The 25,526-nt window shown below is 60.7% G+C and carries 30 protein-coding genes and 2 pseudogenes; 9 read left to right on the top strand and 23 right to left on the bottom strand.

The genetic code is table 11. The features are described from left to right. Window position 1: 1 nt before the first annotated feature. From ACOYQJ_RS17205 to ACOYQJ_RS17155, 11 genes are read right to left on the bottom strand one after another with little or no spacing between them, the layout of a single operon-like run. Window positions 2–1,327 carry a TraB/TrbI/VirB10 family type IV secretion system protein gene (locus ACOYQJ_RS17205; RefSeq protein WP_088652762.1) on the bottom strand — a complete coding sequence of 442 codons (1,326 nt, stop codon included), beginning with the start codon at window positions 1,325–1,327 and terminating at the stop codon, window positions 2–4. Continuing rightward, window positions 1,324–2,025 (bottom strand): TrbG/VirB9 family P-type conjugative transfer protein, encoded by a 702-nt coding sequence (locus ACOYQJ_RS17200; RefSeq protein ID WP_411958729.1) that lies wholly within the window; start codon window positions 2,023–2,025, stop codon window positions 1,324–1,326. The genes ACOYQJ_RS17205 and ACOYQJ_RS17200 overlap by 4 nt, the downstream gene beginning before the upstream one ends. Then, the gene (locus ACOYQJ_RS17195; RefSeq protein ID WP_128910817.1) at window positions 2,022–2,669 is read right to left on the bottom strand and encodes a VirB8 family type IV secretion system protein; all 648 of its coding nucleotides are present in this window, start codon (window positions 2,667–2,669) and stop codon (window positions 2,022–2,024) included. Before ACOYQJ_RS17195 ends, ACOYQJ_RS17200 begins: the two co-directional genes overlap by 4 nt. Before the next feature lie 14 nt (window positions 2,670–2,683). Further along, window positions 2,684–3,481 carry a type IV secretion system protein gene (locus ACOYQJ_RS17190; protein ID WP_422907254.1) on the bottom strand — a complete coding sequence of 266 codons (798 nt, stop codon included), beginning with the start codon at window positions 3,479–3,481 and terminating at the stop codon, window positions 2,684–2,686. Continuing rightward, on the bottom strand, window positions 3,478–4,644 hold the full coding sequence (locus ACOYQJ_RS17185; protein WP_128910819.1) for a lytic transglycosylase domain-containing protein: 1,167 nt from the start codon (window positions 4,642–4,644) through the stop codon (window positions 3,478–3,480). The genes ACOYQJ_RS17190 and ACOYQJ_RS17185 overlap by 4 nt, the downstream gene beginning before the upstream one ends. 4 nt (window positions 4,645–4,648) lie before the next feature. Further along, a complete protein-coding gene (locus ACOYQJ_RS17180; protein ID WP_128910820.1) occupies window positions 4,649–4,864 on the bottom strand; it encodes a hypothetical protein in 216 nt (71 codons plus the stop codon). Continuing rightward, window positions 4,861–7,257, bottom strand: coding sequence for a VirB4 family type IV secretion/conjugal transfer ATPase (locus ACOYQJ_RS17175; RefSeq protein WP_422907253.1), 2,397 nt, complete (start codon window positions 7,255–7,257; stop codon window positions 4,861–4,863). The genes ACOYQJ_RS17180 and ACOYQJ_RS17175 overlap by 4 nt, the downstream gene beginning before the upstream one ends. Then, window positions 7,247–7,525: a VirB3 family type IV secretion system protein gene (locus ACOYQJ_RS17170; protein ID WP_422907252.1), complete on the bottom strand. Its 279-nt coding sequence runs from the start codon at window positions 7,523–7,525 to the stop codon at window positions 7,247–7,249. Before ACOYQJ_RS17170 ends, ACOYQJ_RS17175 begins: the two co-directional genes overlap by 11 nt. A gap of 9 nt (window positions 7,526–7,534) precedes the next feature. Then, entirely contained in the window at window positions 7,535–7,825 is a 291-nt protein-coding gene (locus tag ACOYQJ_RS17165; RefSeq protein WP_054540759.1) for a TrbC/VirB2 family protein, read from the bottom strand. After that, entirely contained in the window at window positions 7,822–8,505 is a 684-nt protein-coding gene (locus ACOYQJ_RS17160; RefSeq protein WP_422907300.1) for a lytic transglycosylase domain-containing protein, read from the bottom strand. Before ACOYQJ_RS17160 ends, ACOYQJ_RS17165 begins: the two co-directional genes overlap by 4 nt. Then, window positions 8,462–8,788 carry a hypothetical protein gene (locus ACOYQJ_RS17155; protein WP_010138156.1) on the bottom strand — a complete coding sequence of 109 codons (327 nt, stop codon included), beginning with the start codon at window positions 8,786–8,788 and terminating at the stop codon, window positions 8,462–8,464. The genes ACOYQJ_RS17160 and ACOYQJ_RS17155 overlap by 44 nt, the downstream gene beginning before the upstream one ends. A gap of 245 nt (window positions 8,789–9,033) precedes the next feature. On the opposite strand from ACOYQJ_RS17155, the gene ACOYQJ_RS17150 reads away from it, so the two are divergent. After that, window positions 9,034–9,261 (top strand): hypothetical protein, encoded by a 228-nt coding sequence (locus ACOYQJ_RS17150; RefSeq protein ID WP_057821041.1) that lies wholly within the window; start codon window positions 9,034–9,036, stop codon window positions 9,259–9,261. A 14-nt stretch (window positions 9,262–9,275) separates the two neighbouring features. Here the strand turns inward: ACOYQJ_RS17150 and ACOYQJ_RS17145 are convergent, their stop codons facing one another. Beyond that, on the bottom strand, window positions 9,276–9,596 hold the full coding sequence (locus tag ACOYQJ_RS17145; protein ID WP_017468227.1) for a type II toxin-antitoxin system RelE/ParE family toxin: 321 nt from the start codon (window positions 9,594–9,596) through the stop codon (window positions 9,276–9,278). 5 nt (window positions 9,597–9,601) lie between these two features. Continuing rightward, entirely contained in the window at window positions 9,602–9,844 is a 243-nt protein-coding gene (locus tag ACOYQJ_RS17140; RefSeq protein WP_008336111.1) for a type II toxin-antitoxin system ParD family antitoxin, read from the bottom strand. Window positions 9,845–10,317: 473 nt separating this feature from the next. On the opposite strand from ACOYQJ_RS17140, the gene ACOYQJ_RS17135 reads away from it, so the two are divergent. Both ACOYQJ_RS17135 and ACOYQJ_RS17130 read left to right on the top strand, forming a co-directional pair. Further along, the gene (locus tag ACOYQJ_RS17135) at window positions 10,318–10,971 is read left to right on the top strand and encodes a hypothetical protein (protein WP_074940749.1); all 654 of its coding nucleotides are present in this window, start codon (window positions 10,318–10,320) and stop codon (window positions 10,969–10,971) included. A gap of 236 nt (window positions 10,972–11,207) precedes the next feature. Then, on the top strand, window positions 11,208–12,050 hold the full coding sequence (locus tag ACOYQJ_RS17130; RefSeq protein WP_422907251.1) for a hypothetical protein: 843 nt from the start codon (window positions 11,208–11,210) through the stop codon (window positions 12,048–12,050). Window positions 12,051–12,121: 71 nt separating this feature from the next. On the opposite strand, the gene ACOYQJ_RS17125 is transcribed toward ACOYQJ_RS17130, so the two are convergent. The 8 genes from ACOYQJ_RS17125 to ACOYQJ_RS17090 form a co-directional block, all read right to left on the bottom strand. After that, complete coding sequence (locus ACOYQJ_RS17125) at window positions 12,122–12,955, bottom strand: MBL fold metallo-hydrolase (protein WP_240672155.1); 834 nt, start codon at window positions 12,953–12,955, stop codon at window positions 12,122–12,124. A 138-nt stretch (window positions 12,956–13,093) separates the two neighbouring features. Next, on the bottom strand, window positions 13,094–13,660 hold the full coding sequence (locus ACOYQJ_RS17120) for a biotin transporter BioY (RefSeq protein WP_074838768.1): 567 nt from the start codon (window positions 13,658–13,660) through the stop codon (window positions 13,094–13,096). A 49-nt stretch (window positions 13,661–13,709) separates the two neighbouring features. Further along, a complete protein-coding gene (locus tag ACOYQJ_RS17115) occupies window positions 13,710–14,078 on the bottom strand; it encodes an acyl-CoA dehydrogenase family protein (protein WP_074838771.1) in 369 nt (122 codons plus the stop codon). 76 nt (window positions 14,079–14,154) lie between these two features. Further along, entirely contained in the window at window positions 14,155–17,235 is a 3,081-nt protein-coding gene (locus ACOYQJ_RS17110) for an efflux RND transporter permease subunit (protein ID WP_422907250.1), read from the bottom strand. A gap of 33 nt (window positions 17,236–17,268) precedes the next feature. Beyond that, window positions 17,269–18,390: an efflux RND transporter periplasmic adaptor subunit gene (locus ACOYQJ_RS17105; protein WP_229724297.1), complete on the bottom strand. Its 1,122-nt coding sequence runs from the start codon at window positions 18,388–18,390 to the stop codon at window positions 17,269–17,271. Between the two features lie 13 nt (window positions 18,391–18,403). Beyond that, on the bottom strand, window positions 18,404–18,955 hold the full coding sequence (locus ACOYQJ_RS17100) for a TetR/AcrR family transcriptional regulator (RefSeq protein ID WP_224769550.1): 552 nt from the start codon (window positions 18,953–18,955) through the stop codon (window positions 18,404–18,406). A gap of 72 nt (window positions 18,956–19,027) precedes the next feature. Then, window positions 19,028–19,630, bottom strand: a complete 603-nt coding sequence (locus ACOYQJ_RS17095) for a TetR/AcrR family transcriptional regulator (protein WP_036540318.1) — start codon at window positions 19,628–19,630, stop codon at window positions 19,028–19,030. Window positions 19,631–19,867: 237 nt separating this feature from the next. Further along, window positions 19,868–20,221 carry a winged helix-turn-helix transcriptional regulator gene (locus ACOYQJ_RS17090; RefSeq protein ID WP_224556225.1) on the bottom strand — a complete coding sequence of 118 codons (354 nt, stop codon included), beginning with the start codon at window positions 20,219–20,221 and terminating at the stop codon, window positions 19,868–19,870. 132 nt (window positions 20,222–20,353) lie between these two features. Between ACOYQJ_RS17090 and ACOYQJ_RS17085 the strand changes: the two genes are divergently transcribed. From ACOYQJ_RS17085 to ACOYQJ_RS17065, 5 genes are all read left to right on the top strand, one after another. Further along, window positions 20,354–20,761, top strand: a complete 408-nt coding sequence (locus tag ACOYQJ_RS17085; protein WP_157802081.1) for a DoxX family protein — start codon at window positions 20,354–20,356, stop codon at window positions 20,759–20,761. A gap of 63 nt (window positions 20,762–20,824) precedes the next feature. Continuing rightward, window positions 20,825–21,640 (top strand): DODA-type extradiol aromatic ring-opening family dioxygenase, encoded by an 816-nt coding sequence (locus ACOYQJ_RS17080; protein WP_037931959.1) that lies wholly within the window; start codon window positions 20,825–20,827, stop codon window positions 21,638–21,640. Between the two features lie 8 nt (window positions 21,641–21,648). Then, complete coding sequence (locus tag ACOYQJ_RS17075; RefSeq protein WP_037931962.1) at window positions 21,649–22,146, top strand: luciferase domain-containing protein; 498 nt, start codon at window positions 21,649–21,651, stop codon at window positions 22,144–22,146. 28 nt (window positions 22,147–22,174) lie between these two features. Next, entirely contained in the window at window positions 22,175–23,071 is an 897-nt protein-coding gene (locus ACOYQJ_RS17070; protein WP_037931965.1) for an SDR family oxidoreductase, read from the top strand. Window positions 23,072–23,091: 20 nt separating this feature from the next. Then, window positions 23,092–23,724 (top strand): glutathione S-transferase family protein, encoded by a 633-nt coding sequence (locus ACOYQJ_RS17065; RefSeq protein ID WP_027238702.1) that lies wholly within the window; start codon window positions 23,092–23,094, stop codon window positions 23,722–23,724. Between the two features lie 101 nt (window positions 23,725–23,825). On the opposite strand, the pseudogene ACOYQJ_RS17060 reads toward ACOYQJ_RS17065, so the two are convergent. Then, a pseudogene (locus ACOYQJ_RS17060) lies at window positions 23,826–24,239 on the bottom strand (transposase family protein); the annotation flags it as partial. Between the two features lie 25 nt (window positions 24,240–24,264). On the opposite strand from ACOYQJ_RS17060, the gene ACOYQJ_RS17055 reads away from it, so the two are divergent. Continuing rightward, complete coding sequence (locus ACOYQJ_RS17055) at window positions 24,265–24,495, top strand: hypothetical protein (protein ID WP_369824838.1); 231 nt, start codon at window positions 24,265–24,267, stop codon at window positions 24,493–24,495. A 111-nt stretch (window positions 24,496–24,606) separates the two neighbouring features. On the opposite strand, the pseudogene ACOYQJ_RS17050 reads toward ACOYQJ_RS17055, so the two are convergent. After that, window positions 24,607–25,494, bottom strand: a pseudogene (locus ACOYQJ_RS17050) (hypothetical protein); the annotation flags it as partial. Window positions 25,495–25,526 lie beyond the last annotated feature (32 nt).

Here is a 25,526-nt window from a genome sequence, read left to right as displayed (position 1 = left end):
GTCAGAAAATCTCGAGGTCACGATCAACCATGACCGTGATCCGTGTACCCTGATCGACATGTATCACTGGCCGGATCGCCAGATAGTCCTGCATCACGCTTTGCGTACTATCGCGCAGGTCGGTGCCGACATCACTCGCAACATCGGCCGCCGCCTCGCTGTCGATTTGACCCGCTGCAGCCGCAGGCAGGGCGCCGATCAAGGAGATCAGCGCGGCGGAACCGAAGCGTTGCGCGAAACGGGTGTCGACAAACCCGGTGGTGCCAGTACGGCCGAGTTCGTCTCCACCGAAGGCGCTGATCTGCACGGTCTGATTATCGGGCAGGATGATCCGGTCCCATGCCACCATGACGCGCGATTGGGCGAGTGCGACATCGGAGCGGTAGCGCCCGATCAGCCGCGCGCCGCGCGGGATCAGGATACGCGTTCCATCGAAAGAATGGACGTCTTCCGAGACGATGGCGCGGATCGCGCCGGGCAGTGTGCTGTCGAGGGCCGTCTCTGTCACAGCCTGAATCATGGTGCCCTGAACAACCGTGTTCGATGGGTTCGCGATCACTTCGGCACGTGTCACCTGTGCAGGTTGCGCGCCCGAACGAACAAAGGCTTCATCTGCATTCAGTCGCGCGGCTTCCAGCGTATTCTCCCTATCCGCACCCGCGCCCATCCCGGAGAAGGCGATCATAGGAGACGCGATACGCTCTGCGCGGGCCTCGGCTTCGGCTGCGCGCCGCCTTTCTAGTTCGGCCAACCGCAATTCTTCTTCACTTGGTCCCAATGAGGTCGGCTCTGGTGGTGCAAGCCGTGCAAGTTCCAAGTCCATGCGGAGCTGATCCAATTCGCGATCCCGCTCGGTCAGTTGCCGCTCGAGGGCCCGCTGAGCCTCGGCGGATGCTTCCTGTAAGGTGGCAATTTGCGCCGTCAGGTCCGCAATAGCCTGCTCCGCCCCGCTATCCGCGGCCTCGGCCGGTCTTGCGCGCAGTTCCTCGAGTTCCGCTCTCAATGTCGCAAGACTTTCTATCAGCGCTAGTTCTGACTCGCTCGGACCTGTGTCCGCAGGCGGGGCTTGGCTGGGCTCCGGGGCAGAAATCGGCGCCAGATCTCCGAATCCGGGGCCGGTGCTCTGGAACTCTTCCGGCGCGGCGGTCGCCATTGGTGCTTCTGCCGACGGCTGTAGGGCAGCCCACGCCAGACCACCTGCTGCCGCGATGCCGACGACTCCAAGGATCGCCGCAAGCGGCGCAGGCCGCTTGTTTGCCTTCGCTTTGCCTGTCGAACCTTCGAGAGCCGCGAGGCGCGCGGCGAGGTCTTCCGTACCTTCGGTCATGATGTGGCCTGCCCTGCGTCCTGGACGCAAACCACATCTTCGCCAAGGCGAAGGACCCATTGTCGGTTGACGCCAGATACGCGGATAACGCCGTCACTTGAGGTGTGGCTGTTCACCGCGCGTTCCCTTCCGTTCGAATATCGGAAGATGGCGGGCACCGGCGCGTTCCGTGCAAACCGGAAATACGTGAAGGTACCATCATCCCAGATGGCCGTCGGCGTGAACTCTTCTCGGGCACTGACCGCATAGTTCGCGTTCGGCGCATCGGCCGCAACCGCCCTGGTGGGTTGCACGCGGTTTTCAGGGTAGCGGAACTGCACGACATAATGCGGCGTCTCCCGGGCTTCGACGACATGGAAGTAGTAGGAGCGGCGGTTGGTGTAGACGGTGATGTTGGTGGCGACGCCAGATGCTGTCGGCTTGATGGCGAAGGCACGGCCACCCGGGACACCGTCGAATTGAAACCCGACCGTATCGCCGGCGATGATCGAGCGGATGGTTTCACCTTCACCGAATTCGACTGTGGTGACACGGGTCAGAGTCGTGACGACACGGTAAACCTGGCCTTCAGTCCAGGTCGCCACGCGCACGCGATTGTCGTGAGAGCCTGGGCGGGGCGTGGTTTCGGCCATGGCTGTCGTTCCCGCGAGCGCGAGAATGCTGGCGGCCAACAGCGTAGAGATTGCAGTGCGAGTCATTCAGAACGGTCCGATCGGATGGCATATTGAGTGACGGTGAAACCGAAAGGGTTTTGCCAGACATCGTCGAGGGAGCGGGTCCGTTCCGGCTGAAATTCAAACATCAACGTGGCAGTGAACGATCCATCCTGTACCCCCTGCGGGCTTGTCAGGCGCTTTCTGAGCCGCACCTGGGCGCGGTTGTCACCGATCAGCGTGATCGAGGCGATCTCAACGGCCATCTCGGCCGCAGCCCCGTAACGCGTCGGCGGATAGCTCTCCTGCCCCGATGTCCACATCGCGCGCATGCTGGCCTCGGCCGACCCGGAAGACTGTGCCAGGACGCGGCGGACACGAAGATCATTGTCGAGCTGGTTGTAAGTCTCGCGGTCGAGAAGGTAGCGGTAGATTTGTGCTTCGATCACGGCTGGCCGTTCGGCAAGGGACACGGTTTCAACCGTGGCATTGGGGAGCGCCACCCCGGTCGCGGGATCGTAGGGGACAACCACGGGAGGCGGCGTCTCGACCATCAGCGCGACAGCCGCAGCCGTCAAACAACCAAATACGCCGAAGCCTGCCCCGGAAAGGCCGATCATCCGCCAAAGCTGTTCCCGGCGCAGGGCACCGTAGACAAGTTCCTCTTCCACGAGTTCGCGCGCAGTCATCACCCCTGCCCCACTCATGGCTCAAGAACCGGCAAGGTGAAGTCCATGTAGCGGCGTTCTTCGGCAAGGGTGGCGGCATCAACCACGCCTGCATTGCCTGCGCCGAGGGTTTGGATCGCTTCCAACTCCCACATCCGGGTCATGGCGATGGCGAGTTCGGCCGTGACGCGCGTGTTATGATCCATCGAGGCTTTGAGATCCTCCATGTCCGGGATCATCTCGACAAGACGTTCCACTCGTTCGAGAGACTGTTCCGCCTCTGCGTGGCTGTTCTGCGCCGCCGCCGACATCACAGCACCTGTGGTTGCCCGGGTGGCCACGCCTTCAGCTCCCGGATTGCCGCTGGTGGCGATTTCGCGGAGAGAATCTTCGTCGAACCCTGCACTTGCCAGCGCCTGTTCCATCTGCGTGCGCATGGGCCCGGCATTGGGCCCGATAAGCGCGCTCCAATCGCCCGCCTGGATGCCTCGGATCAGGCCGGGGATGTCTTCGAAGTTGGCCTGAAGCAAGGTGTCGAGGTCCCCGCCCATGGCAAGCCCGAGGATGCTGCGCGGCCCGGTGAGCGAGGCATACATCTCGTTCAGCTGATCGAGCTGGCTTTGCAGCATGTTCAGTTGCTCCAACGCATTGTCCAGAAGATCGGTCTGGATCCCGAAATCCTGCAGCATCTGCTGAAGCTGGCGGATTTCCTGGGCAATGTTCTGGGTGTCCACCGTGGGCACACCCTGTGCCCCGGCAGGTCCGGTGACATTGAGGGCAAGTGCGAGAGCGATGCTACCGGCGAAAAGGGAACGGGGCAGGCGCAGGTTCAACGCAAATCCTCCTGACTAAAATCCATGTATTGCCGCTCGGCAGCTTGCGCTGCCGCCAAGGCGATCTGCTCGGCGCTGAGTGGCTCGGTTCGGGCGGCCTTAATCCGGGTCCGGATTGCAACCAGCCGGGCCAGTTCGGCCCGGGCATAGGTGTTGAGAGCGATGGCCTCGTGGAGATCCTCGGTCTCACCAATGCGGGTGATGATGTCCTGCACCCGCAGGGCGGCGGCACGGACCGAGACCAGCGAATAGTCGCCATAGACCCCTGCGCCGTGGGCCGAGAGGCTGAAACTCGCGTTGGCGAGGAGCACAGGGTCGATGGTGCCGAGCGCATCGATGCCGCCTACGGCCGCGAGGTAGCTGTTGTACTGCTGCGGGATCACCACGACATAGTGCTGGGTTTCCGCGAAGGGCGGCACACCGCCATAATCCTGCACATTGCCCGGCCCGGCGTTATAGGCGGCGAGCGCATGGATAATGTTGCCATCGAACATGTTCAGCATTTGTGCGAGGTATCGCGCACCGCCGGTGACCTGCAGATAGGGATCGTCGTAATAGGCCGGGTAGATCCCGAGATCGCCCGCGGTACCGGGCATGATCTGGGTAAGTCCGAAGGCCCCCACGGGTGAGCGTGCCCCAATCTGGAAACGGCTTTCCTGCCAGATCAGCGCCTGCAGAAGGCAGCGCCATTGCACGAGCGAAAGGCCCGCGCGGCCGACTCCGGGCAGACTATGGGTGTCGCGTGCTGCGCGGATGATCAGCTCCTCGATCCCTTCCCGGGCATCGCCAAACATCCGCGCCGCCGCTGGATTGGTGTCCTCGGGCGCATAGAGGCTGGCGGCGGCGCTCTCGACGTCATCAACCGCCCCCTGCCCCGCCTCAAGTCCGGCGACGGTACCAGCCACATCGCCCGAGCCGAGGGACATGGCATCCATCAGCCCTTCGAGGGAGGCGAGTTGCTGGCGCTCGATTTCGGCCAGTTCCTCCTCGCGGCTTAGCCGGTCCTGCTGCAGTGCCAGGTCCCGATCGGTCTGCTCAAGGATGGCCTGCCGCTCTGCGAAGAGGCGCAGATCGAAGGTCGGCACGCCTTGGGCGACCGCTGGCCCCAGTGTGGGACCTGCCAGTGCAAAGCCGATCATCGAGAGAGGAAGCCAGGTCCGCATTGGCTCAGCCGCCCGCCCCCAAGAGGACGAAATCGCAGGCCGTGTCGCGGCGCGTAACCTCCGCCCCCATGGTCGAGATCGTGGCTGTCGCGGTTGCACCTCGTGCGGGCGCATCGCGGAAGTTGAAGCAGTTGGCTTGCGCGGGATTGTGCTGCGCGCAAGCTGTCAGGGTCAGGCCAAGGCCAAGCAGCACAACGCTGCGGGTGATGGTACGGGTCATGTCACTCTCCAGAAATCAGGGCGGTCACGGTAGTCGGGGCCGACAAGGGCCTCGCCCTTCTCCATGCCGCCGAGGATGGTCACGAGGGGGCCGAGCGCGCTCAGATCGGCATCGATCACGACCGAGCCACGGTCGTCGCGCACGAGCGCGAGCCGCGAGGCGGAGCCGACGCCCAGAAGTACATCGAGTTCCTTGTCGCTGAGGCCGAGCATCGCGTAATCCGCGGCCGAGGCACGGATGTTGGGCAAAAGAACTTGCGTCGGCACGGCTTCCACGATGGTCTTGCCGGTCCGCGTGCGCTCGAGCTGGCTGGCATATTGGGTCATCATCACGACGACGGCGTTCTGCTTGCGCGCTGTCACCAGCCAGTTCGAAAGCCGCTCCGCGAAATACGCGTTGTCGAGCGCCTTCCAGGCCTCATCAATGACAATGATAGTGGGCTTGCGGTCCTCGATCACGCGCTCGACGCGACGGAAGAGATACGACAAGACCGCCATGCGTTCCCGCTCGCTCTCGGAATCGAGGATGCCGGTCAGATCAAAGCCTGCGACGTCAGCGTCGGTGCTGCCCCCGATTTGGAACGTGTCGTCTGTGTTCGCCCCAAAGATCCAGCCGTAGCGGCCCTCAGCCGTCCATTCCTGCATCCGCTCAAACAGATCGCCATCGTCATCGGTCGAGACGAGGAGCGAGGCAAAGTCCGACCAGTTTCGCAGCCCTGAGTTCCCCGCAGTGGCATTCTGGCGCACGACCTCCTGCAGGCGGTTGGTCTGTACTGGGGTCAACGGCCGATCGCGGCGCTCGAGGAGGCTTGCAAGCCAGTCGGCAAGCCAGGCCTGACCGCGCGCATCGATCTCGGTCTGGAGTGGGTTCAGACCCGTGGGTCGCCCTGCCCGCACCGTCGAATAGCTGCCGCCAAGCGCGCGGACCGCCATTTCCATGCCGGCGCGGTAGTCGAACACGAAAAGCCGCGCGCCTGCGCGCCGGGCCATGGTCATGAGGAAAGCCGCCAGCACGGATTTGCCTGAGCCGGGACGGCCGAGGATCAGGGTGTGGCCACCTGTGGGCTCGCGATCCGGTGCGCCCTGTTCGTGGAAGTTGAAGCGGAAGCCGCTGCGCTCTGGCGTCGGGAAAAGCGTGATCGGCACGCCCCAGGGCACTTCCCGGCCAGTCTTGCCGAGCGGCGTGCGGTGGAAGGTCGCGAGATCGGCGAAGTTGTGGTTCGTGATCGCGGCCTTGCGGCTGCGCGCCCCGGTATTCCCTGGATGCTGCGCCATGAAATGTGCCCGCGCGCCGAAAGCTTCTGATATCAGGTTGATGCCAGAGGTGGCGGAGATGTTGCGGATCTCGGCCGCGATATCGTCAAGGGCAGCTTGGCTGCGCGCATAGACCGCCACCGTCATATGGTGCTCGCCGAAGATCAGGCGTTTCGATTCCAGATCGTCCTGTGCGAGTTCGAGTTCCTGCGCGAGGCTGACGGCCCCGTCATTGGCCGCCTGCATCAGGCGCAACTGCCGCTTGATCCGGCCTGCCATGATGTTTGCGTTGATCGGCACGAAAGAATGCGTGACCACCATGTCGACGGGCAGGTTCAGCTCGTCGAGCATCAGGCTGTCCGTCTTGGCGGGATAGTTCTTCACCGCGAAGATCGCGCCGAGCTTGTCGCCCACAGCGCCGTCGGAGAGCGCGATGGTCGTGCCGCGGAAGGTGACGCGGGTATTGGCGACATCCTCGGCTATCACACCGAGGCGCGACCGCGGGAAGAGCGGGTGCTCCTCACCGGTGTTCAGAGATCCGAGGAAGCCCAGAAGTTCGCCACTGCTGGCCGCAAGCAGGCGGGGCTTCAGCTCATCGAAAGACGACAGGAGAAACCCAACGACCTCGTCGAGCTTGCGCAAGCGCCGCGTTGTGTCCGCCGCATGCCGGGCACGGGGCGCGCCCAAGCCGAAGGGCAAACGGCTGCCGGTCTCGGGACGTTTCAGCACGGTCAGGGTCAGCGTCTTGTCGCGCAGGCCTGCCCGACCCAGATGCGCATGCCAGCGTTGGTCCACGGCGGCCGCGAAACCCTCACCCGGGATGGGCAGCAGCGTCACATCGACCGCTTTCGAGACCTTGTGCAGGTAGAAGGAAAACTCCGTTCCGACCTGCGCGACGATGCCTGCGAGAAGCCCGCCGATCCGGTCGAGATGGGCATCCTCGCTCGTGGTGCTGTTCACCCCTTCAAGCCGGATGCATTGCATCAACTCGTTGCCGCGCGTCCGGATCGTCCGGTCGGTCACAAGGCTCACATAGGGCAGCATGGACGAGAGCCGTTTTTCGCCCTTGACCCATGCGGGTAGCGCAGTCAGCGGATCGAGGGCGTCGGCCACGTCATCGGCAAATCCATCACGGGGCATAGCTGTCGCCTCCGTGCAGTTTGCGGTTCATCGTGGGCGGGGTTTCCTGCAAGGTGATCACCAGGACATCGAGAAAGTTCGGATCCCAGTCCGCAGCCTTCCAGAGCGCAGGCCAGGCCAGCCCCGCGAAGACGACCACCACCCAGCTTTGCACCCAGAGGAACAGGAGCGTTGAGCCGAAGAGCCAGACCATGGCGTACATGATCGGCAAGCCCATCAGCTTGGGCGGCCTCAGAAGGCCGATGAACACGCGGGACTGGTCAGACATCAGTTTTGCTCAGGTCGTCCAGATGGCGGCGACGATGGTGGGCGCTGCGGCGATGCCCGCGATCGCGACCACGACCCAGAGCGCCTGACGAAAGTCGAGGATGCCAAAGAGCCAGGAAAGGAACACCCCGATCAGTGCGAGCGTGCCAATCACGATCCCCAAGGGACCGGTGATCGCATCGACAATTCCTTGAAGCAGGGTCTGCACCGGCGAGAGGTCGATGCTCTGTGCAAGCGCTGGACCCGCCAGCACGATAAGGGCCATCGCGCCGAGCGCGACGATCGAAGGTCTCGATGTCATGAAAGATCTCCTCTGAGCCGCTCAAACACGGCAGTCACACGGGCCACATGCCCTTGGGTTTCTCGAAAAGGGGGGATGCCGCCGTGGCGTGTGACCGCCTCAGGGCCAGCGTTGTACGCCGCAAGGGCCAGAGAGCCCTCGCCGAACTGGTCGAACATCATCAGCAGGTAGCGGGCTGATCCGTCGAGGTTTTGCGCAATGTCATGTGGGTCCACGCCGAGGTCGCGGGCGGTATCTGGCATAAGCTGGCCAAGGCCTATGGCACCGACAGGGCTGCGTGCAGCCGGATTGTATGCGCTCTCGACTTCGATATTGGCCCGGTAAAGGAGCGCCCAATCAGTGACTGAAAGCCCTGCGCGACGCAGCGCACCATGCCCGGCATACCGCAGAGCCGTGGTCTCGATCGCGTGGAGGATTTCTGGGGTGGCGCGGGCGGCGGATCGAGCCGGGGTCGCTGGCTCGCTCGTTGCGTCAGGAACGCGAGGTTTTGCGAAGAGAAAAAGACGCCCGTTTGCCTCTTGAGAAGAGGAAATCAATTGGCCGTCTGGGCCAACCGAAAAGATGAAACCGTCGGCCAGGGCCGGGGGCGCGGAACAAACGCCTGTACCCAAAGCAACGACGAGCGCAGTCGCGCGGTCAGCTGCCTTTGACCGGAGGCGCGGCGTGGCGTTCGCGGCCACCTTCTTCAAGTGGGATGCTAGCGGTCGTACAGCCCATGTCGGCCAGGAAACTGACAAGGCCAACGATGGTTTTGAAGTCGCGGAGCTTGAGGACGCTTCGGCTGGTGACGAGCATCTTATCGTCACGCCCATCAGTGGCGACGGCGCGGATGACCCACGAGCCGTACCAGCTGTTATGGCGCTTCTCTGCTCTCTCCTTGCAGACCACCTCAATGAGGTAGCCCTCGGCGAGCAAGCCGCGCAGTCCGTCTTCTGTAACCACATTCGGGGCTTCTTCTATCATGGCCTTCCCTTGGGTCCTTGTTCTGCCTGGGTGCAGTATCAGGCCCACGGGGTCGCAACACCGTGAGCGATACAAAACAACATTAATGATAGCAAGACAATAATAACGTGTTGACGAAGTTCGCCTTGCTCCGATAACGGTGATAGCCGACAGAATGATAATCTTAAAGGCGGCAAAGGAGTTTTGCCCTGCGGTTGTTTATTGCGCGCAACGCACCGTTGCTGTTCGCGTTCCTGCTTGGAAGCATGCCGATAGCCGCGGCAGCAGATTGCGTACCTCCCGAACGACCGTTCTTGCCTCAGTCGCGAGAAGACATTCGTGCCTATGCCGATCTGCTGCGTTCTGATTTCGAGGACTACATTGCCGACATTCAGGAATACTTCCGCTGTCTTGATGCCGAGCGCCAACGGGCGTTTCAGGAGGCGCGCGAGGTCAGTGAAGACTATGGAAAACTGATCGAGCTATTGGACTGAGCAACCGCATGGGCTTAACCGCCGTCGAGATCCTCGTAGTAGACGAGTGCGGGCATGTTGCGGCGCTGATGCACGATGCGCAGGATGACTGCCGCGCCATCCGCCGCATCGAGCCGCTTGTAGAAGATCACGTGTCGCTGGCAATTGACGGACCGCATCCCCGGGACAAAGAGACTCCTGTCCCGGCCCGCGTCGGGATCCCCAGTGATCCGCTCGAAGGCGGTGACCAACTGGCGGTAATAGACGAGCCATTGGTCCCTGCCCCATGTTTCGACGGTGTAGGTGCGTATCTCTTCAAGGTCGGACTTGGCCTGTCCGGAAAGCCGAATCGTCATTCGGGTCAGCGATCAAACGCATCCGGTTCGAAGGCTTGGGCATCGAACTCGGCGAAATCCCCATTCTCGGCCAGGGTGGCTGCCATCTCGAGATCGGCCTTGAGGGCATAGAACTGCCGCGCGCCATCCTTCTCCATCAGCATCCTTACGCCGGCGCGCACGACTTCGCTCAGATTGGCGTAGGCGCCGGACTCGATCTGCGCCTGCACATATTTCTGCATCGGTTCGGTCAGGTGGACGTTTGGCATCAGACTCTCCTATCCATGCTCAATCGTATCAGATACTGCCATAAGTCTTCAAGCGCATGTTCGATCCCAACATAGGCCACAACACAGGATCGTTGCTCCACCCGCCCTTCCGTTCCCGGATTCCAGCCGGAGAACCGGGCTCGACAGTTTTCCGACACTGCCCTTCCCGGGACCATGGGCGCTGCGACACGCCGTTTGACGGGCTCATGCGGTCTGTTCTTCCGTGACCGGTTTCGTGGCCGTATTGGAACGCCATATTTTCTTTTTGTAACAGTTGTTTGTTTGGCAATGGACGTGAAAGGAGGCCGCAATTTTGGCCGCTTCCAGGACGCCTCAAGAGCTCAAACCGTCATCAGATCTTGGAAGCCGTCACGCGACACAAGCGAACAATCGCAAGTCGCCATCAATCAAATCGCCTTGCTATCGGTAATGTTGTTTCGTATCGCTGCACCATTATAGATGGAGTCGGCATCATGAAGCACGTGATCCACGGCGTGGCAACAGCCACGGCAATAAGCATATCCGGACTAATGGCCTCGTCAGGTCCGGCTCAGGCCTATCAAGTGGACTGTGCGATCCTCCTGTGCCTTGCGGGCGGCTGGCCTGCCTCCGCGCCCTGCGCCCATGCCAGAGCGGTCTTTATTCGGCGGATCACGCCATGGCCGATCGAGCCGCCCCTACAAATCTGGCGGTGTCCGATGGGTGTGTCGTTCAACGAACCAAGTCCGTTGTCGCCTATGGAACGCCTTTATGACATCACGTTTCGCGATCCGCCCGAACCGCAGGTATCGACTCCGATACCCCTTGTTCGCGTCCAGGCGGATGAACAAGCCGACATCGACATCTCAGGCGACGCCTTTGATTTCGTGCGCAGCATTCGCGTCTATCACATTCAGTACCGCCAGCATGAAAACCGAGATGGCGACTGCAATCGCACCGATTCCACGCGATTGGGGTCCTACGGAGTGCAGGGCGACTACCGATGGACAAGATCCAACGTGGGCCAAGTGCCGGCTGCATCTGGCCTGAGCATCCCGAATGGATGCGGCAGCTACTTCTACCGCTCCGTCTTCGTCGACTGGCGTGATCACGCCGGGAACTATGGTTCTGAAGAAGTTCGCTACTGACAAAATCTGCACGCGGTCTTGCCGCGCGCGTCATCACAACCCCGCACGAAAGGCTGTGCAAAGCCCCCAAAAAGGAGACGACGCCAGACCGTGAAGCCTGACGCCGTGCTAGAAAACTCCGTGAACAAGAGTTTCCTAGCGCACCGCCAAAACACCTGCAACCAGCAAAGTTGTTTTGCTGGCAAGAATGTTGTTGTCTCACGACATGGCGTCGGATCTCCAAGGAGACCTCGACCATGGAACCTACGACCGGCCTGATCCTGCGACGGATCACGCAGACAAATCTCTCTGTTGCAGCGCACAAGCTTGCCACCCTCATCCTCGATGCCATCGCCTGGAAGGATGGCTACAACGGTTTGTCGCGCGGAACGGCAGCCTTCACCCTCTCTGCCCTGGCAGAGAGGATGGGTGTCTCACGACAATATCTTTCGGTTCTTTTGAGCGAACTTGAGACGTCGGAGTTGCAGCTCGAGCGGGCGAAGCCGAATGGCAAGTTCGCGCCCTGGATCTTTCGGTTTTCCGCCTTCGACGAGGAGAGTGAAACCCATGATCTCGTGTCAGGTGAAGGTGACACATCACTATCTAGAGATAATAATAACAAAACTATCTTCGCAGGACTGATCGACATCACAGCGAGTTCGAATGTTTTTCAGACCAGTTGGGCAGAGCTCATCAAAGCAGCGAAGGCCACGTTGCCCTGCTGGAACGTCGACACCCAGGTCATTTGGGACCGCTTCCTCGCCTTCAATCGGTCCCGAGGCAACGGCAGGGTGCCGGCCGGCTTCCTGCTTGGCTTCATGCGCCGATGGCGGAATTCGTCGGGGACTCGGCCTCGTCCCGAGGTGAAACCATCGCAGAAGCGGGTAGCAGACCCCAAAGAGCGCGAATTGCCGAGACAGATGCAAGCCGCCCCGACTGCGAACCGCCAGTTCCACGCGTCCGACCTGTGTCGTTTGATCGGTCACGCTGCCTACGAAGCGCGCGTACTGGATGTAATCCGCAAGTTTGGGTGCCAGAGGTTTTCAGCAACCTTGGCGGTGCACGGACGAGCGGTGTTAGCAGGGGAAATTTCCAGGTAGGTTCGCTTGCCAAGCTTTGGAGCCGAGAAACACGGCGCGATTCAATTCAATATCCGATAGTTAAGTTTATGTTAATTTACCCTCCAGATCCCTTCTTCCTGAGCCACTCGCGATTCAGAAAGAAGTTTCTGTAAATGAGCCACAACATTCCTTTCGGCGGCCATTGCAATATGCGGGTCAGATTTCTTGTAGACTGAAGCGGCGATATTCTGGACTGTATCGGAAGTATTTAGGAGATGCTTGAGGATCTGGGTCTCGCGGCGCATCCGGTTGGCAAGTAACCGTTCGATGTAAGGGCGCGGATCCTGGAGTACGGGCCCGTGACCCGGCAGGCAGATCCTATCGTCGCGATCAATAAGCCGTTGAAGCTGGTCGCAGTAATCACGCATGTTGCCGTCAGGGGGGCTGACGATCGAACTGTTCCAACTCATCACGTGGTCGCCCGTGAATAACACTCCATCCAGCCTCGCAAAGCAGAGGTGATCGCTCGCGTGACCGGGTGTGTGAAGGACAGTAAGACCGGCAATCCTTTGCCCGTCTTCCAAAAACCCGTCGGGTTGAAATGCATCGTCTGGAAAGGCACGCGAAACATAAACGGGCAGACCTGTCCGTTCGCGCAATCCCGGCACGGCACCGAAATGATCGGAATGGTGGTGTGACACTAGAATTCCGGCCGGGTTGCCTCCCAGATTCTCGACAATTGCTTCGAAATGTGCACTGTCTTCTGCTGGACCCGGATCGAGAATGAACCGACCGTCAGGTGTATCAATGATGTAGCTGTTCGTCCCGTGATAGGTCATCTTCCCGGGATTGCTCGCAACGATCCTCAGGATTCCCTCGGCCACCTGTTCTGCACGCGCGCGACACGGTTCCGGCTCTGTGTGAAACATGCTGCGTTTTGTCATTGAATACGACCACTTTCTGACAGTGAAAAGTCTGGGACTTGCAAAGCCGCCTTTTGCTTTGCATAGCTTTGGAAGCCTCGGGCTGGCGTCCAGCGCCGGTCAGAACCGGCGCTGGAACAAGGCAACAAAGCCCAGCAGTCAAGCGTGACCCCGATTATGGAAACCTGTATACAGCACTACAGCAATTGCTGCCTTCGTCAGGTCTCCAAGCAGGAACGGGTAAAGCCCGGCGTTCAGCAATTTTTCGCCATAGCCGACAAAGCCACCCAACCAGAATAGCCCTGCGCAATACATAAGTATCGAACCGGAGAGGACCGCTACAGATGCTCTGATTGAAGGCGGAAGCCCTGCCAGCTTTTGAACCATCCATCCTGCAGCCGCCGCCGCGAGCGCAAACCCAATCAAGAATCCGCCAGTGGGACCCGCAAAATAGGCCAGACCCGCCGGTGCGGGAGGCGTGCCAGCGAAAACCGGCAGGCCAAACAGACCTTCCAGAAGGTACGCAGCGACAACTAGACTACTGCGCACCGGCCCCAGGAAAAGGCCGAGACCCAAGACCACCAGGGTTTGTGTTGACATCGGTACCGGGTAGAACGGCACCGCGATTTTGGCGGATAGTGTCAGAAGTATTGTGCCGATGAGTATTATTGAGATCTCTCGGGTCAGTCTTGCGACCGGTTGGCGTTGAGTGGCTTCCAAATTCATCTGTTTCGTCCTTGTTTCTGTAGATCGTTGATTTGCTGGATAGGGAAGCTCACATGCGCTTGGCGACTTCTTCCAGCATGACCTCGCTCGCACCGCCGCCGATGGCCTGAACACGGGCGTCGCGCGACATGCGTTCAACCGGGGTTTCGCGCATATAGCCCATGCCGCCGTGAAACTGGACGCAGTCGTAGAGCACGCTGTTTACCAGTTCGCCGCAATAGGCCTTGACCATCGAGACCTCTTGCACGCAATCGTGGCCCGCCGCGTCCAGACCTGCGGCATGATAGACCAGCTGCCGTCCCGCCGCGATCCTCGTCTGGCAGTCTGCCAGCCGCTGGCGCACCACCTGCTTGTCCCATAGGACACCGCACGAGGCGCCCTGGGATCGTCGGACTCCCGGAGCTTCGCGACGATCCACTCCGGTTTTGTTTTTTCTGGGCCATTCCGCTATCCTCAAATTGGCTCGAAATCCTATTTTAGGGAGGATCGTTGTGTCAGGCGGTCGCCGCTAGGCCGTCCGACTGTGCGTCCCGTTTCGGTGGCCGTATCCGGAACAGAAGCGCATAGAGCACCGGAACCGCGACGAGCGTCAGGACCGAAGCAAAGGCGAGGCCGCCCATGATCGTCACCGCCATCGAGGCAAAAAACGCATCGGGCAGAAGCGGAATCATGCCAAAGATCGTCGTGCCGGCGGCGAGCACCACAGGGCGAAGACGGCTGACTGAGCCGTCGATCACCGCCTTGTAATCCGGCACACCCTGTGCACGTAGAAAGTCGATCTCTTCGATGAGAACGATTGCGTTCTTCATCAACATTCCCGAAAGCGACAGGAAGCCGAGCAGGGCCGTAAATGTGAAGGGCAGACCGGTGAACAGCAACCCCAGGACCATGCCCGTCACGGACATTGGCACCACGAGCCACAGGATCAGCGGTTGGCGGACTTTGTTGAACATCAAAATCGAAATCGTCAACATGACCAGGAAGCCCAGGGGAAGCTGCTTGCCAAGCGACTCCTGAGCCATCTGCGCACTTTCGAATTCGCCGCCCCATTCCATTGCATAACCGTCGGGAAGCGGGATGGATTCGATCTCGGTGCGGACGCTTCGGAATGCCTCATCCGCGGTGAGATCGCTGCGGGCACCGCCGAGGGCGGCGATTGTCCGCTCTCGGTCGCGCCTGTGAATGAGTGCCTCGACAAGACGGGGATCGAACCTTTCGACAAGGTTGGCCATGGGTACATAGGACCCTGCCCAATCGGACCACACCGATAGGTCACGAAGGCGGTCAACTCCGTCGCGTTCGCTCTCGGGAAGCCGGAGATGGATCGGAATCAACACGTCGTCCTCGCGTAGGTCGCCAACGCGCAGTCCGGACGTTCCATAGCGGATGGTATCCGCGATCGCTCCGCGCGTTGCGCCAGCCAGCCGCATTCGTGCCTCATCGACGATGGGTTCGACGAGGATCTCACGCTGCCGCCAATTGGTGCGCGGATTGGTGATGGTTCCTGCCTCCTCGTAAATCCTCATCGCATCATCCGCGAGCTGGCGCAGGATGACCGGATCGGGTCCCGAAAAACGAACTGCAACATCGGCACCGGAGGGCGGTCCGAACACGATATCTTCGACACGGATCAGAGCGTGGGGGAATTCGGCGGGCAAGTCCTGGTTAAGTCTGCTCGCGATCGTCGCGATCGTTGCGGCGTCCGCAACCCGGACGATGAGTTGGCCATAGCTGGCATCCGCCTGCTCGGGGTTGTATGTCAGCATGAATCGGCTTGCCCCGCGCCCGACGAGGGCCGTTACCCCGGTTACGGCATCCTCATCCATGAGAATCCGCTCGAGCCGCTGCATCTCTTCGTCGGTCGTGTTGATATCGGTTCCCTGCGGCATCTGGAACTCAACGTAGAAAATCGGCGTGTTCGAGGCGGGGAAGAAGGCCTGCTTGACCTGTCCGAAAGCCATAACGGACCAAACGGTGATGCCAATGATCGTCAGAACAACCGGAATGCGGACGCGCAGCGCCATCCACAAAATCCCGCGATATGTCGCGTAGAACACGCCCTTGTAGGGATTATCCGAAATGTTTTTGGGGGCCTTGAGCAGCAGCTTGCCGAGATACGGCGTCACCGTGACTGCCAGGACCCAGCTTGTTAGCAGCGAGATGGCGATCACCGCGAAAAGCGAAAACAGAAACTCGCCCGTGGCGTCAGGCGACAGCCCGATACCGGAAAACGCCATGATCCCGATAACGGTCGCCCCCAGCAAGGGGATTGACGTGGCGCTTTCGGTCTCGGCAGCAGCGTCTTCCGCGCTTTTTCCTCGCGCCATGCCGATCACCATCCCTTCTGTGATGACGATGGCGTTGTCGACCAGCATCCCCATCGCGATGATCAGGGCGCCCAGGCTGATCCGCTCCATCTGTATCCCGAACACTGACATGAAGAACAGTGTGGAGAAAACGGTGAGCCCGAGGGTCGAGCCCACCACGAGGCCTGCGCGCCAACCCATGGTCAGCATCAGCGCACCGACCACGATCGCGACCGACTGTCCGAGGCTGACGAGAAAGCTTGAAACGGATTCGTCCACCACGACATGCTGCTCGTAGATCGGTATGATCTCGACACCTTCAGAAAGCCCCAACTTGAGCCGTTGAAGCCGTGCTGAAACCGCCTGACCGACTTCGACCACGTTTTGGTCCGTCAACGCGGAAACGCCAAAGGTAAATGCCGCCGTGCCGTTCTGCCGGATGATCTGGCTAGGCTGTTCGGCCGCCTCGCGGGTCACGCTGGCGATGTCGCTGACAGCGATCTGGCCGACATTTCCGGCCGTGCCCAGCCGCAGCTCCTCTATCCCTTCGGGGCTAATATAGCCCGGCGGAACCGATAGGCCGATCCGGGCAGGGCCCTCGGTGATCTCGCCGTTGGTGAACACCTGGTTTTCGTCTGCGAGAATGCCCAGGATCTGGGTCGGCGGAAGGCCCAGCATCTCGAGGCGTGCAGACGGGATCGAGATGGTGATTACCTCTTCGGAGAGGCCCTGAACCTCGACCTTGGCGACGCCATCGACAGTGACCAGTCCGAGCCGGAGCGTCGTGGCCAAATCCCTCTGCTCCGATGGGCTCAGACCTTCGGTCGTTACCGCATAGAACATGCCATAGACGTCGCCGAAATCGTCATTGATGATGGGCGGTCGCGCTCCTGCGGGAAGGTCCCCCTCCACGTCGCTGATGCGGCGGCGCATTTCGTCCCAAACCTGCGGGATCTCGTCCGGGCCATAGGTCATCTCGATCTCGACGGTGATCTGCGCCATGCCCGGCATCGACTTCGATTCCACCCGGTCGAGCTGCTTCATTTGCTGCAGCGCATTTTCGACGACGTCGGCGACCTCCTCTTCAACCTCCAGAGCCGTGGCGCCGGGATACGGCACGAAGATGAGCGCCGTTTTGAGCGTGAAGCTCGGGTCTTCAAGTCGACCGACCGTGTTCAGCCCCCAATAGCCGCCGAGGAGACAAAAGATGATGGTGAGCCAGACCGCCACAGGACGCTCGATGCTCGCTCGTGAGATGCTGAGTGCCATGGTTCTATTCTTGTCCTGTCAAAAAGAACGGGATCAGAGCCCCGAAACTGTCACGGTCTGATTGTCCCTGAGCCGCCACCAGCCGCCGGAAACAACCAATTCGTTGCCCTTCAGGCCATCCAGAACGACAATCTCATTGTTGATCGGAAGACCCAAACGGACCGCCCTGCGCGCGACCTGGCCGGACGTTTCTTCGTAGATCCAGATGGACGGTTCGGTTCGGCTCGTCGTATCCACCGCCGAAACCGGAACGATCACGGATTGCGGGCGATCTGCTTCTGCGGCAATGGAGATGCGCACATCCGCAGTCATCCCGGGCAGAAGACGCGGGTCGATATCACCCGTGATCGCAAATTCCACGTCGTAGGTCTGCGCCGTCCGGTCGGCATCGGTCGCAAACGAGCGAAGCACCAGAGGCGCGGTGTAACCCGGAACAGCCGGAAAAGTTGCAACGATCTCGAAGGCATCGGGTGCCGACCGCGCAATGGCCGCAAGTTCCTCTGGCAGGGAGATCACGAGCCGCATCTCGCTGACATCCTGTAGACGCGCGACAGGCGCGGCCGACGTGACGTTGACATATTCTTCAACGAAGGTGCGCGCCACAATCGCGTCGAATGGCGCGACGATTTTCGTTTGGGACAGGCGCCGCTCTGCCTCGCGGAGCGCGACTTCTGCCTGGACGAACTGCGCGCGGGCCGTGTCGAGGCGCGCGTCGGACGCCACGCCACGATCGGCGAGGTCCGAGGCGCGCGCGAGTTCGGAATTCGCCAGGTCGTAGGACGCCTGAGCCCGGTCGACGGCGAGTTCGAAATCGATTTGGTCGAGCTCCGCGATCACCTCGCCCTCGCGAATCGTGTCGCCGGGCTCAACCTCAAGGCGAATGATCTGCCCGGGTATCTGAAACGCAAGGTCCACCGTTCGAGCAGGTTCGACGCGGCCTGCAACGCTGCGAGACTGACTTACGACGCGATTGAGCGCACGGGTCACTTCGACCGTGACTGGTCGCTCCACGTTCGCTGCAGGCCTTGTATCGACTTCTGCCTCCAGGGTGTCCGTCGCGGTCTGGGCCAGCACATCGGTCAGGAACGGCGAAACAAACGGGACGGCAACGGCCGACACGGCCGCTACCGCAATAACAAAAACGATCCGCTTCAAACTTCGTGTCTCTCTATTCGAGTTCATTAATCATGGCCCTCAATTGCTCGATGACGCGTCCCCTGAGATCCGCGCCACCGTCGGGAAGGCCCAGAAGTTTCTGGAACCGAAGTCCCTGGATCGCTAGGACGACAACCATAGCACCCGGAGTGTCTTGTGTGTCGGACAGGATACGCTCAAGGTCGCCGGTCAGTTCAGCCCGTAGCGGATCGAGCAGCCGCGGATCTGACGCGGCAGCCGCGAGAATCGCCATCGAGAGGTCGTCATCGACGGCTCTGGCTTGCACGATTGCTTCCAGGTGCCCACGCAGGGTGCGGGATCTGCGATCTTCCGGGACTGATGCCAGGCGTTCGTGATGTTCTGCGAGCATCTCATCAAGCAGCCCGGCAAGAAGCGCTCTCTTGGTCGGAAAATTGTATAAGACCCCGCCTTTACTGAGATCGGCCTCACGCGCGACGGCGTCGATCGTAATCTTTCCCGCGCCCTCTCTGTGCGCAATTGCCCGCGCAGCGCCGAGGATCCTTGGTGACGCATTCTTTGCCTGCATTTTGGATTGTATGGTCATTATTCACTGTCCATTCGGCAATTTTATTGAGAGATTTGGAGCACTGCCCCGTTGTCGGAAAGCAAGGTCAGTTCAGAGCTCTACTCTATGTCCGCTCCCGTAGAGTCGCAGGAATGCAGTGACTGCATCGGCCGCATGCTTGTCCCGCTCGACTGTTCTTTGCACGGCCAGCAGGCGTGGCATCAACAGTCCAGAAACGCAAAGATGTATGAAGTGATCCGCAACACGCGGGGGGTTGTCGATCTCAAGCGCGCCTTCCCGGGAAAGGCGTTCCAGAACTTTACTGATGAGTTCGCGTGCCCGTTTCGGTCCGGCACGAAAATACACCTCCCCGACCTCGGGAAGCATCTCGGTGGCACCGATACACGTCCGCAGAAGGCGGATGTAGGTTTCGTCCAGAACGAGATCGATCATGCGCAGGGCAAGTTTTTCCAACTGGGCGCGCGGCTCGGGACCTGCGGACAAGGGTCGGAGGATCTCTTCCGCAAGCCGACCGCATTCGGATTCCACGACGCTCAGAAACAGCTGCTCCTTGGTCGGGAAATACGAATACATTGTTGCCTTCGACACTTTCCCTTCGGCGGCAATGGCATCGACGGTGGCGCCTTCATAACCGCACCGGAAGAAGACCTCCCGCGCGCCGAACAAAACCTCGGCCATTTTTCTCTCGCGCATCTCGCTCTTCCTGTCCTGTGCAGCATTGCGGGATTTCAAACTTGACTGTACCGTCTAGTCGGTACAGTAAATTGATTTTTATGTGGCGGCAAGCCGCAAACCTGGGCGGATCGTTCGGAGTGAGTGCCGCCTGTCAGGCATACCCAACGCGGCTTTCAATTCGTCATGAGCTTCGGGCCGTGCTCCGTTCGCGGTGCTTTCTGGCGCGGGATTATTCCGCGAACAGGACGGACGTCATCATTCCGCCGAGCGTGCCGTCCCGTCGAAAGCACCCTCCGCCTCCCAGCGGCGTGCAATGGATCCAAGGGTGTCCAGCACACCGCGCAGCTCCGCGCCGCGTTCAGTCAGCCCGTATGTGACAGCGGGCGGGATGGTCATGGCCTGCTCGCGCCAGACCACGCCGGCATGTTCCAGCATTCTCAGCCTCTCAGTCAGGACCCGGGTGGAAATTCCAGGCACCAGCCGTTTGGTCGCGCCGAAACGCTGTGGACCCTGTTCGGACAGAACCCAAAGGATATAAATCGTCCAAGGTCCCGTGATGACACGCAGCAGCGCCTCCATCGGGCAGGAAGCTGGTTGGACGCTTTTCATTGTGGATAGCCCTCGCAGCCCACGAAAGTAAGTTACTTTTAAGTGCCTACTTTAACTGATGAAGCAAGGCACCTAATGATACTATATGGAAAACGGCAGCCTAACAACCCGCCGAAAACCGGGAGAGCGGCAGTGAGTGACAACGTGGCAAAATATGTCTACTGGATCGCGACCGGCCTTGTGGCATTGGTCTATCTGGGTGCGGCGGCCTTCTACATCTCATCCCACGACATGGTCGCGGGCATGTATCGCGAGGTGTTGGGCTATCCCACATACATCATCTGGCCACTCGCAATTTTGAAGATCGTCGGTGCCGTTGTGATCCTCTGGCGCCCTTCGGCGGTGCTGGCAGATTGGGCCTATGCGGCAATGTTCTGGCATCTGGTGCTCGCCTTCGGGGCCCATGTGGGCGCAGGCGATCCGGGTTGGTCGCCGGCTCTGGCGACCTGGGTACTCCTGATCGTCTCGTGGCTGACCGCCAATCGCGTGCGTGCGGTCAAGTCGGCCTATGCACCGGCAGTTCCGGCAGCGCCAATCTGATCTGCTGCGGAGTTGCCACGGGGGTGCCCATAGCCTCGGACTTGGGTTTAAAAGGACGACAACATGACTGAAAAGCAGCCGACATTGTTTGTTCCCCATGGGGGTGGCCCCTGTTTCTTCATGGACTGGAACCCGCCTGACGCCTGGGATCGGCACCGCAAATTCCTTGAGGACTTGCCTGCGAGCCTGCCGGCAAGGCCCAAGGCGCTCCTCGTGATCTCGGGCCATTGGGAAGAGCGGGTCTTTACCTTGCAGACCAACCCCGCCCCGCCTCTGCTGTTCGACTATCAGGGATTTCCGCAGCATACCTATCAGCTAACCTGGCCCGCGCCGGGCGAGCCCGCGCTGGCGACCCGCGTACGCGCACTTTTAGAAGACGCGGGATTCCAAACCGGGGCCGATGCTGCGCGTGGCTTCGATCACGGGGTATTCGTTCCACTAAAGGTGGCTTTTCCTGAGGCCGACATCCCCACCGTCCAATTGAGCCTGCGCGACGATCTCGACCCCGAGGCGCATCTTGCCGTCGGTCGCGCGTTGGCGCCCTTGCGCGACGAAGGGGTGCTGATCATCGGATCCGGCAATACCTATCATAACATGGGCAAGATGATGCGGGCGATGAGGGGCGGACCGGACGGCCCGGTGAACGGCGGAGACTTTGACCGATGGCTCACGAGTGCGGTGACCCATGAAGACCCCGCAGTGCGCCATGCCATGCTGGCCGAGTGGGATCAGGCGCCCGGCGCACGCGATGCCAATCCGCGCGAGGAACATCTGATCCCGTTGCACGTCGTGGCCGGGGCTGCGCTTGCGGATCGGGGGGAGAAGACCCTCGAGGATCACGTGTTGGGCGCGGTCGAAAGCGCGTTCAGATTTGGATAGGACCAACCATGAGCTTCGAACTTCCCCCGCGGCAGGGCCCGCGCCCCGACACCACCGATTGCGCCCCGCATGAGCAGGTGTCGCAGAACTCCTCGGCAGAGATCCACGCATTTTTCAAGGAGAAGGCCTTCGCCCTGCCCTTCGTCGAGCGCTGCCGGTCGGGCATCTCGGTGCCCGGCGCCGAAGCACTGGTCTTGCCGGTGGCGCATGCCTGCGGCCCGCGTGAAGCCTTCATGATCGGACGCGAATTTGCCCATGTGCATCCCTCCTATGACGGTTCGTCGCACATGATGCTGCCGCTGGCGGCGGTCGATGAACTCATCGCCAAGGGATGGGGCGAACCGCACCCGATGGCGTCGGCCGGACACATCCCGGCAAATGCCGTCATGGCCTTTGCGCCGCGCGATGGGTCAGAGGTCGACGTCATGATCAAAATCCTGACAACGAGCTGGGACTTCGCCCGCGGCAAGCTGGCCAACCCCGCGCAGGTTCACATCCACGGCTGACTCTCTCTCAAAGAACAGGAATACGCCCATGGCAAGCTTTCAGAACGGACCATTTATCGTCACAGGCGCCTCCGGCCAGCTTGGACGCCAGGTAATCGATCAACTGATCGAGGCGGGCGCCGGTCCGATCATCGCGGTCACGCGCAACGCCGACAAACTCGCCGAGTTCAGGGACAAGGGGGTGGATGTTCGCCAAGGCGATTTCAACGCGCCCGAAACACTGGGTCCGGCCATCGCGGGCGGCAAGCGGATCCTGATCATCTCCACCGACGATCTGGAGCCGGGCAAACGGCTCGCGGCTCATTCCAATGCGATCACCGCCGCACGCGAGGCGGGTATCGACCACATCGTCTATACCTCGCTTGCCAGCCCGGTACCCGAAAGCCCCATCACTTTCAGCAAGGATCATCAGAACACCGAGAAGCTGATCGAGCAAAGCGGCGCCAGCTACACGATCCTTCGCAACAACCTTTACACGGATCTGTTGCTTATGAGCGGACCGCAGGCGATCGACATGGGGCAGCTCTTTGCCGCGGCAGGGGACGGACGGGCGAGTTACGTCACGCGCGCCGACTGCGCCCGCGCCGCCGCTGCCGCGCTGATGAATGCGACCGACCGCGAGGTCCTGGACATCACCGGGCCCGAATCCACCGGCCAGGCCGATATCGCGGCGCTTTTGTCGGACATCGCCGGCAAGGACATCCCCTACGTTCCGATGCCGGCCGAAGACATGGTGCAGGCGATGATCGCAAATGGCCTGCCCGAGTTCATGGCGCGTGTTTTCGTCTCTTTCGACCAGGCAATCGCCGAAGGCTACCTTGATGTGGCCAGCGACGATCTCAAGACGCTCACCGGCAAGTCCGGACAGTCGGTTACCGATTTCCTGACCGAAAACCGGGCGGTGCTTCTTCGGGCGCCGCAGTAACTATAGAGGCGGACAAAATCATGAAACTCTACAACGCGAATTTCTCGCCCAATGCGCTGCGTGTGCGGGCGGTGGCACACGAACTGGGCGTGGACCTCGAAATCGTCCAGGTCGACATCCGGGCCGGGGACAACCGCGCGGCGGAATTTCTCGCTCGCAATCCCAATGCAAAGGTGCCCGTTTTGGAGGACGGGAATTTCGTGCTTTGGGAATCCCGGGCAATTTGTGCCTATCTGGCGGGGCTTCGGCCCGAGGCGGGCCTCTATCCTGAGGGCCGCAAGGCGCGGTCCCTCGTCGATCAATGGACCTGGTGGCAAGCGATCCACCTTGGCCCGGCGATGCAGAAATTGTCCTTTGAGCTGTTTCTCAAAGAGAAATTCGGCATGGGCGATCCCGATCCGACTGTGGTCGAAGCGGAACGAAAAGCCACAGATCAGTTCCTTGCCGTTCTGGAAACCGGACTCGACGGCAAGGACTGGATCGCAGGCGCACTCAGCCTTGCCGACTTCTATCTTGCGACCACCTTCATGTATCGCGATCAAGCGGGGATTTTACTGGACCAGTACCCAGGAGTTGCGAGTTGGATCGACCGGCTAGAAGCGCGTGACAGCTGGCAAGAGGCTGTGGCACCCCTAAGGGCGCTTTTCCGCTGACGTCGTGATCCAGGGGGTAACATACCCCTGACGAGTGCCGAGGTTGACGATACGGTCGGCCGTTGTCATCGCTTTGATCTGATCGTGGGTCAGAAAGTCAACTGACCCAGCCTCCCGATCAGGTCATCCAGTTCGCGGATCATCCGCTCACCTGACAGTGAGCGATCCACCACAGTGGCCGCCAAGGCTTCGCGCGTGCAGTCATCCACGATGCACAACACACGGAACCTTTGGCCATTAGCAAAGGCATCGGACACGAAGTCCAACGACCAACGCTGATTGGCGCGATCCGGCACTAGGATGGGCCTGCGCGTACCCAGTGCGCGTTTGCGTGATCACCTGCGGCGCACGGCCAGCCCTTCCTCGCGATAGAGACGGAAAAGCTTCTAATGGTTCACTTCAAAACCCTCTCTGGCCAAAAGGATGCCCTAACTACGATATCCGAACCGGCGACGTTTATTCGCCAGTTCCCGCAGCCATTGGCGCAGGGCGTGGTCGCTCCGATCCTGATTCCGATATGACTGGGAGTTCCATAAGTCCTTGATCCAGGCCTGTGGGTCACAAAATCTGTTGTCGCTTCATGCAGTTCTTTACGAAAAATATCTGCGGTACCAGATGTTGGTTCTTACATACCGTGGGCAAGAAGCCGTGGAAGAACATCGAAAAAGGCCTAGTCCACATGCTTGCGGCCTTCTGACGTTCTGCGAACTTGGCTGGCATGACCCCGGGTCCGACGCGGATAGCGGACTTAACTCTTGCTGCGGGTCTTAGGCGCGCCGCTTTCGCCCGAGAAGTATTCGTCCCAGGTGCGCCCGAGTCATGCGCACTCTTGGCCAAGAGCCAACTTAACATATGCGTGCTTATGCGTGTTCTGGATCACCTTCAGGTCGCTGCTTGCCACATCCGAAACCGCCCCTGCCCGGTCACTTCCCGGATGAGGCCTCGCGCTTCCATCCATGCGAGGTTGCGCTGAACCGCTGCCCGACTGGCACCGGTCAAGGTTTGGGCCATAGGAGCGGAAACGAGGGGCCATTCGGTCAGGGCCGCAAGCAAGTTTGGCGAGGTTTTACCCGAGAGCGCGGCCGTCTCAGCTTCCGCCCGCGTTGACCATGCTTCGAGATCGTCGAGATGTCGCATCGCGGTCAGGCAACCAGTTTCCATCTCATCCAGCCAGCGGGCCAATCTTTCAGCTGGACGGCCGGACGCACGTAAGCCCCCTGCCCCGCCCATGGCCAGCGGCGCAAAGATGGCTCCATTGCCGTCGCTGGCCGCGATCCTGCCAGCAGTCACAGCGGCCTCAATCCGGTCTCCATATCGGCCGAGGCCAGCCAGACTCCAGAGCTGAAACCCCATGCAAGCGCGCGTGATCGGGTGGAGGTCAACCGCGGCTGTCATCACGTCCAGCCAGCTCCCTACACGCTCGTCAAAGCGCTCGGCATTGTCCTCGAATTTCTCAGGATCACGCCGATCCAGGAAGGCCGCCAAATCTACCATTGGCTCCGGACCACCTGTCAGGCGTCGCACGGCCCATCCGGCACGGGCCAGTGCTTCCGAGTCATCCTGCACTCCAGACAAACGCATGGATAACCAAAGCGCCAGCCGATCGGGGCTCACACGATCTCCTGCGAACCAGCTAAGATCCGCCGCCTCGATAAGAGCGAGCCGATGCCGCCAGCCTTCCGGACCGCGCAGCAGCCGGTCATCCAGAGCTCCAAGGCGTCCAGCCAGTCTTGCCAGTCGCGCAGCGTGAACCCCCTCTGCCCTTGCCCAGTGTCGCGTTGCCCTTAAATCGGTTCTGCCTC

The organism is Pacificoceanicola algae (assembly GCF_049341065.1).
GTDB lineage: Bacteria > Pseudomonadota > Alphaproteobacteria > Rhodobacterales > Rhodobacteraceae > Pacificoceanicola.
Note: the sequence above shows the minus strand (reverse complement) of the source record. Positions and strands in the feature narration are given on the sequence as shown.

What these genes read in the sequence shown, in the direction of transcription:
- ACOYQJ_RS17205 (WP_088652762.1), bottom strand. Translation starts at nt 1,327, where the DNA reads ATGACCGAAGGTACGGAAGACCTCGCCGCGCGCCTCGCGGCTCTCGAA.
- ACOYQJ_RS17200 (WP_411958729.1), bottom strand. Translation starts at nt 2,025, where the DNA reads ATGACTCGCACTGCAATCTCTACGCTGTTGGCCGCCAGCATTCTCGCG.
- ACOYQJ_RS17195 (WP_128910817.1), bottom strand. Translation starts at nt 2,669, where the DNA reads ATGACTGCGCGCGAACTCGTGGAAGAGGAACTTGTCTACGGTGCCCTG.
- ACOYQJ_RS17185 (WP_128910819.1), bottom strand. Translation starts at nt 4,644, where the DNA reads ATGCGGACCTGGCTTCCTCTCTCGATGATCGGCTTTGCACTGGCAGGT.
- ACOYQJ_RS17180 (WP_128910820.1), bottom strand. Translation starts at nt 4,864, where the DNA reads ATGACCCGTACCATCACCCGCAGCGTTGTGCTGCTTGGCCTTGGCCTG.
- ACOYQJ_RS17175 (WP_422907253.1), bottom strand. Translation starts at nt 7,257, where the DNA reads ATGCCCCGTGATGGATTTGCCGATGACGTGGCCGACGCCCTCGATCCG.
- ACOYQJ_RS17170 (WP_422907252.1), bottom strand. Translation starts at nt 7,525, where the DNA reads ATGTCTGACCAGTCCCGCGTGTTCATCGGCCTTCTGAGGCCGCCCAAG.
- ACOYQJ_RS17165 (WP_054540759.1), bottom strand. Translation starts at nt 7,825, where the DNA reads ATGACATCGAGACCTTCGATCGTCGCGCTCGGCGCGATGGCCCTTATC.
- ACOYQJ_RS17155 (WP_010138156.1), bottom strand. Translation starts at nt 8,788, where the DNA reads ATGATAGAAGAAGCCCCGAATGTGGTTACAGAAGACGGACTGCGCGGC.
- ACOYQJ_RS17150 (WP_057821041.1), top strand. Translation starts at nt 9,034, where the DNA reads ATGCCGATAGCCGCGGCAGCAGATTGCGTACCTCCCGAACGACCGTTC.
- ACOYQJ_RS17145 (WP_017468227.1), bottom strand. Translation starts at nt 9,596, where the DNA reads ATGACGATTCGGCTTTCCGGACAGGCCAAGTCCGACCTTGAAGAGATA.
- ACOYQJ_RS17140 (WP_008336111.1), bottom strand. Translation starts at nt 9,844, where the DNA reads ATGCCAAACGTCCACCTGACCGAACCGATGCAGAAATATGTGCAGGCG.
- ACOYQJ_RS17135 (WP_074940749.1), top strand. Translation starts at nt 10,318, where the DNA reads ATGAAGCACGTGATCCACGGCGTGGCAACAGCCACGGCAATAAGCATA.
- ACOYQJ_RS17130 (WP_422907251.1), top strand. Translation starts at nt 11,208, where the DNA reads ATGGAACCTACGACCGGCCTGATCCTGCGACGGATCACGCAGACAAAT.
- ACOYQJ_RS17125 (WP_240672155.1), bottom strand. Translation starts at nt 12,955, where the DNA reads ATGACAAAACGCAGCATGTTTCACACAGAGCCGGAACCGTGTCGCGCG.
- ACOYQJ_RS17120 (WP_074838768.1), bottom strand. Translation starts at nt 13,660, where the DNA reads ATGAATTTGGAAGCCACTCAACGCCAACCGGTCGCAAGACTGACCCGA.
- ACOYQJ_RS17110 (WP_422907250.1), bottom strand. Translation starts at nt 17,235, where the DNA reads ATGGCACTCAGCATCTCACGAGCGAGCATCGAGCGTCCTGTGGCGGTC.
- ACOYQJ_RS17100 (WP_224769550.1), bottom strand. Translation starts at nt 18,955, where the DNA reads ATGACCATACAATCCAAAATGCAGGCAAAGAATGCGTCACCAAGGATC.
- ACOYQJ_RS17095 (WP_036540318.1), bottom strand. Translation starts at nt 19,630, where the DNA reads ATGCGCGAGAGAAAAATGGCCGAGGTTTTGTTCGGCGCGCGGGAGGTC.
- ACOYQJ_RS17090 (WP_224556225.1), bottom strand. Translation starts at nt 20,221, where the DNA reads ATGAAAAGCGTCCAACCAGCTTCCTGCCCGATGGAGGCGCTGCTGCGT.
- ACOYQJ_RS17080 (WP_037931959.1), top strand. Translation starts at nt 20,825, where the DNA reads ATGACTGAAAAGCAGCCGACATTGTTTGTTCCCCATGGGGGTGGCCCC.
- ACOYQJ_RS17075 (WP_037931962.1), top strand. Translation starts at nt 21,649, where the DNA reads ATGAGCTTCGAACTTCCCCCGCGGCAGGGCCCGCGCCCCGACACCACC.
- ACOYQJ_RS17070 (WP_037931965.1), top strand. Translation starts at nt 22,175, where the DNA reads ATGGCAAGCTTTCAGAACGGACCATTTATCGTCACAGGCGCCTCCGGC.
- ACOYQJ_RS17065 (WP_027238702.1), top strand. Translation starts at nt 23,092, where the DNA reads ATGAAACTCTACAACGCGAATTTCTCGCCCAATGCGCTGCGTGTGCGG.